Source organism: Flavobacterium limnosediminis JC2902 (assembly GCF_000498535.1).
GTDB lineage: Bacteria > Bacteroidota > Bacteroidia > Flavobacteriales > Flavobacteriaceae > Flavobacterium > Flavobacterium limnosediminis.
Genome location: NZ_AVGG01000014.1, coordinates 1 through 6,633 on the forward strand (window position 1 = coordinate 1; position 6,633 = coordinate 6,633).

Annotated in this window: 2 protein-coding genes; both read left to right on the forward strand. The window is 43.0% G+C overall.

Annotation, left to right across the window (positions count from 1 at the left end; all coding sequences use genetic code 11):
• On the forward strand, positions 1 to 2,179 hold a 2,179-nt coding region (locus FLJC2902T_RS10780), incomplete at its 5' end, for a PKD-like domain-containing protein (protein WP_035678394.1).
• A 161-nt stretch (positions 2,180 to 2,340) separates the two neighbouring features.
• On the forward strand, positions 2,341 to 6,633 hold a 4,293-nt coding region (locus FLJC2902T_RS10785), incomplete at its 3' end, for a beta strand repeat-containing protein (RefSeq protein WP_035678396.1).

Sequence of the window (6,633 nt, forward strand, 5' to 3'; positions counted from 1 at the left end):
TTATACGGTAACCACCACAGGAGGATGTACACCGGCAGCTACGGCTACGGGTGCAATCACTGTGAATCCGATTCCAAATGCAATTGCGACACCTTTATCACAAACTATTTGCTCAGGATCGATATCCAGTATCGCATTATCAAGTGCTGTACCCGGAACAACATATACTTGGACGGTGGTTCAGACAGGTGTAACGGGAGCAGCAGATGCGAGTGGGGCTACAATTACACAAGTGCTGACCGCGTCAGGAACTACAACGGGAACGGCGGTGTATACTGTAACCCCAACGGCTAATGGATGTATTGGTACTGCAATAGTGGTTACGATTACTGTAAACCCATTGCCGATTGCTACAGCAACTCCAACATCAGAATTGATTTGTTCGGGTCAGACAACGAGTATTTCTTTAAGCAGTAATATTGTCGGAACGACTTATTCATGGACAGTTACTCAAGTGGGTGTTTCAGGTGGAACATCGGGTAATGGCAGTACTATTTCTCAGATCTTAACAGCAACAGGCAATGCAATGGGAACAGCCACTTATACGGTAACCCCGATGTTTAACGGTTGTTCAGGTACACCATTGAATGTTGTTGTAAGTGTGGTGCCGAGAGCAACAATGAGTGCCACTCCGGCTGCTACCAGTATTTGTTCTGGTGAATCAGCATCTATTGCTTTTGCAAGCGGTTTGCCGGGAACCGTGTATAATTGGAATGTGATTCAGACATCGGTAACGGGTGCAAGTAATGGAACAGGAACATCCCTGTCGCAAGAACTGACAGTTACCGGGAATACTCCAGGACAAGCTGTGTATACGATTACTCCGGTTACCAACGGGTGTCCGGGGACACCAACAACAGTAACAATTACTGTGAACCCTATTCCGGTTGTAACGGCAAGTCCGTCCGGTCAGATTATTTGCTCAGGGACAGCTACTAATATTGTGTTGACGGGTAATTTGCCGAATATGACGTTTACCTGGGATGTTGTTCAGGATGGGGTATATGGTGCATCTTCAGGTAGTGGCAGTGTTATTGATCAGACTTTATCAACGGTAGCCTTATTACAGGGAACGGTGGATTATATTATTACTCCTTATGTAAACGGATGTTCGGGAGCATCAATTACGGTAACGGTGAAGGTTAATCCGACACCGGAGGTATTTGGAAGTCCATCCGATACGGAAATTTGTAGTGGTGATAATGCAGAATTTTCATTGATGCCAAATATTCCAGGTACAGTCTTTACATGGACAGTGGTTCAGAATGGGGTAACAGGGGCTTCGGACGGAAGCAGTAGTGCTAATCCAGTATTTGTGAGTCAGCCGATAAAAACAACGGGTCCAACTGCTGGTACAGTGATATATACGATTGTGCCGTCTGCAAATGGATGTAATGGTATTCCAATCACCATTACTTTTATGGTAAATCCTTTACCACAACCTCAAATTCAGGATGGATTCATCTGTGTGGATCAGGGAACAGGTACGGTTTTATCTAATCATACGTTAGATACCGGATTGGGTAATGCAGGTCATGATTTTGTGTGGTTCCTGGATGGTGTGGAAATACAGGGAGCAACAAGCAGTACTTATATTGCGAATCAGGCGGGTGTTTATTCTGTACTTGCCACAGATACACTAACGGGATGTGTCTCAGAACCTGTTGAAGCAACGGTGACAGAATCGTATACCGGCCAATCCCTGAATTTATATGTGAATGAAGCATTCAGTGGTAATCCAACCATTACTGCTATAGTGACAGGAGGTTCCGGAAATTTTGAATACCAATTGGATGGAGGTGCTTATCAGACTTCCAATGTTTTCACAGGAATTTTACCTGGATTACATGAAGTGCATGTGATTGATGTGAATGCATGTACTGATTTGACTAAAACTGTATTTGTAATCGGATATCCTCATTTCTTCACTCCGAACGGTGACGGGTATAATGATACCTGGAACATTTGGGATTTACAGGATCAGCCGGATGCTGAGATTTTAATCTTTGACCGTTACGGGAAATTAATCAAGCAAATTACTCCGGCAGGTGATGGGTGGAACGGAACTTATGATGGGCAACCATTGCCTTCTACAGATTATTGGTTTACTGTTAAATTTAAAGATGGTGTTAACAGGGAACAGCGTATATTTAAATCACATTTTTCGATGAAACGGTAATGTTAAAATATTTAATTTTGTAAAAAAAAGACTGCTTTTTGCGGTCTTTTTTTATTTTTTTAACAAAAGAATAATGTTTTGTGTTATGTTAAAGTGATTTTTTTTTTATTTTTAATACATATATGTGTTATTTTTGCTTTTTACAGCCAAACTATAATACTATGAAAAAAAATTACTTACTCTTATTCCTCTTTGGGTTTTTGTCATTCTTTGTGAATGCGCAGGCACCTGGGAACATTGGAGTTACAACTACTTCTGCTCCGGATATATGTAATCCCGGGGAGAGTGTGACGCTTTCGTGCAATTACTTCCAGATTTTTCAGCAAACTGGTTATGCAGTGGCACCAATAACTTATAATCCGCCATTTGGAGCAACGGCTGGTTCGGCAACGAATCTTACTATTGATGACAGATGGTCGGGGATAGTTGACTTAAAAGGTTTAACACCTCAGGATTTTAATTTCTGTTTTTATAATAACAGTTATTTACAGTGTCTGATATCAACTAATGGTGTAATGACTTTTAGTCTAGCTGGTGTTATACCGGGAGGGTTCTACACTCCTAACAGTGGCAGTACTTGGGTAAATTCAGGACCTATTCCATATCCAGGTGCGGCAGCTGCGGCACCTTTTAGAAATTCAATTAATGGTGTTTTTCAGGATATTAACCCGGCGGTTAATAATGCTTTTGCTATACCAAATATTAATTATTACACTGTAGGAACTTATCCAAATCGGGCTTTTGTGGTGAATTTTGCGAATGTTGCACAGTATGGTTGTTCTTCGGATGCAACAGTGGGGGCGCAAACGAGTCAGCTTGTGCTTTATGAAGCAACTAATATTATTGATGTTTATGTAAAAAGACGATATCCTTGTGTTTCCTGGTCAAATGGAAATGGGTTAATTGGGGTGCAGAATCAAGCAGGAACAGTAGCTACATCTGCCCCAGGAAGAAATGGTGGGACTTGGATTACTAATAACGAAGCTTGGCGATTTACTCCCAACGGAGTCATGATGAATCCAACTTTTCAATGGACGGATAATTTAGGAAACGTTGTAGGTAACACGCAAACTATTACTGTTGCGCCTAATGCAACTACAACTTATACGGTAACGGCAACTTACCCTTCCTGTAGTCCATCAGTAACCTATCAGGTTACGGATCAAACGACAGTTAATCTGGTTAACATACCTGCTGGTGTACCTGCTACCTTGTACAATTGTCAATTATCGCCGACACCAGCGTCTTATAGTTGGGATTTTACTCCTAACGGAACGGCAATAATGGCACCTCTAAATCCTGCAAATTATGTACTTAGTTATCATACGACTCAAGCCAGCGCGCAAGGGACGGATGCTACCATAATAACAGGAAGTACAACAAATTATACTACACCCGGTACCACTGCTACAACAACTATCTGGACGGCAGTTGAAGATTTAAATACGGGATGTAGAAAGGTTCAGTCTTTTGATCTGGTCGTTAGAAGTTGTACAGCCACCCCGGTTCAGCCACCAAATTTAGTGGTTTGTGATACTGATGGAAACGGTACGGAATCGTTCAATTTAACGCAGCAAAATACGCCTATTTTAGGAGGTCAAAATCCTGCTGATTATACGATTACATATCATACAACTGCGGCAAGTGCTGACGGAACAAACTTGAACAGTGCTTTAATTCCTGCAGGTGCGGCCGTTGGTCAGAATCAGAATTTTGTAAGTGCTGGGCAAACGATATATGTCAGAATGGAAAGCGTTAGCACTCCGGGTACTTTTGGGACGACTACTTTTCAGTTAGTGGTAAATCCGCGTCCGGCTATAACCGGAACAATGTCAGCATGTATTGGTTCCACAACGCAATTAACGGGTGCGGGAACTCCGGCAGCCTCAAACGCATGGACATCATCGGATACAACCGTAGCTACGGTTAATTCATCAGGATTGGTGACAGGTGTAGCAGCGGGAACAGCTATAATAACTTATACAGATAATAATGGTTGTTCTAATACAACAACAGTTACAATTAATGCATCACCAACTGTAACGCTTAACAGTCCGACAACCTGCCAGGGGGGTACGGTAACCTTAACAGCTGTGCCAGGTGTTCCGGGAACATATAATTATGCATGGACGGTTCCTGCCGGTGTTGTTGATCCAGGGAATGTTCCAGGTTTTACGACTACTGTCGGTGGAGCTTATGGAGTAGTAATTACAGATCAGGTAACTAACTGTTCAAGTTTAACTGGGGCAGGAGTGGTTACTGTAAATCCTTTACCAACAATATCGGGAACATTGTCAGCTTGTATTTCTTCTACATCGCAATTGACAGGTTCGGGTATTCCTGCAGCGGTTTCCCCTTGGACATCGTCTAATTCGGCTGTTGCAACTGTGAACGCGAGCGGATTGGTTTCGGCTGTATCGGTTGGAACATCAACAATAACCTATACAGATAGTAATGGATGTTCGATTACAGCAATCTTTACCGTAAATGCTTTGCCAACTATTAGCGGTTCCAATGTAATCTGTGCAAACGGAACGACTCAATTAAGCGGAACGGGAACACCAGCAACTTCAAATGCTTGGGTTTCATCTAACACAACGGTAGCTACAGTAGATGCTACAGGATTGGTTACCGGAATATCGGCAGGTTCAGCCATTATTACCTATACTAACAATAACGGTTGTTCGAATACTATAACAATAACTGTAAACGCATTACCAACAATAAGCGGTACATTATCTGCTTGCGTTGGTGCTACAACACAATTAACAGGTTCGGGAACAGCCTCGGCAGTATCACCATGGGTTTCATCCGACACGGCTGTTGCGACGGTGAGTGCCACCGGATTAGTAACAGGTATATCTGCCGGTACCACAACAATAACATATACTAATAATAACGGATGTTCGATAACGGCGACTGTAACTATCAACGCTTTACCAACAATATCCGGAACATTAACGGCATGTATAGGTGCAACCACCCAATTAACGGGTACGGGAACGCCTGCAGCAACAAATGCCTGGACAACATCAAATGCTTCAGTGGCAACTGTTGATGCTATAGGATTGGTAACCGGAGTTTCTGCCGGTACAGCGACAATTACATATGTTAACAATAATGGTTGTTCAACAACGGCAACGGTTACTATTAATGCATTGCCGACAATTAGCGGAACATTAACAGCTTGTCAGGGTGCAACTACCCAATTAACAGGCTCGGGTACTGCTGCGGCTTCAAATCCATGGACATCTTCCAATACAGCGGTAGCTACCATAGACGCAACGGGATTAGTTACGGGAGTTGGTGCAGGATCAGCTACGATTACTTATACCAACAATAATGGTTGTTCTGTTACTGCCACAGTTACCATTAATGCTTTACCAACGATTTCGGGAACATTGTCAGCTTGTATTTCTTCTACCTCTCAATTGACAGGTTCTGGTATTCCTGCAGCGGTTTCTCCTTGGACATCGTCTAATACGGCAGTTGCTACAGTGAATGCGAGCGGATTGATTTCAGCTGTTTCAGTTGGAACGTCAACAATAACCTATACAGATAGTAATGGATGTTCGATTACAGCAATCTTTACCGTAAATGCTTTGCCAACGGTTAGTGGTTCGAATGTAATCTGTGCAAACGGAACGACTCAATTAAGCGGAACGGGAACACCAGCGGTTTCAAATGCATGGGTTTCATCTAACACTACAGTTGCAACAGTAGACGCTGCGGGATTAGTTACCGGAATTTCAGCAGGAACGGTTATCATTGCTTATACAGATAGCAATGGCTGTTCGAATACGATAACAATAACTGTAAATGCATTACCAACGATAAGCGGTACCTTATCCGCTTGTGCTGGTTCGGCGACTCAATTAACCGGATCGGGAACACCGGCAGCAGCAGGAGCATGGTTTTCATCTGACACAGCAGTTGCTACGGTGGACAATACCGGATTGGTGAGTGGACTTACTGCCGGAACCACTACAATAACATATACTAACAACAACGGATGTTTGATAACGGCGACTGTAACCATCAACGCTTTACCGACAATATCCGGAACATTAACGACGTGTATAGGTGCGACCACTCAGTTAACAGGTACGGGAACACCGGCAACATCGAATGCATGGGCAACATCGAATGCTTCAGTGGCAACTGTTGATGCTGCGGGATTGGTAACCGGAGTTTCTGCAGGTACAACGACGATTACTTATGTGGATAGTAACGGTTGTTCCACCACAACAATTGTAGATGTGTTATCGTCTCCAACAGCTTCGATTTCAATATCAGGTGCATCTACAATATGTACGGGAACCACAACGGATATAACAATTTCAGGAACACCTAACGGAACGGTTAATTATACCGTGAATGGGACTGCAGCGTCTGTTGTTTTACCTGCATCTGGAACGGTAACTTTCACAACGGCAAACTTATCGGCACAAACA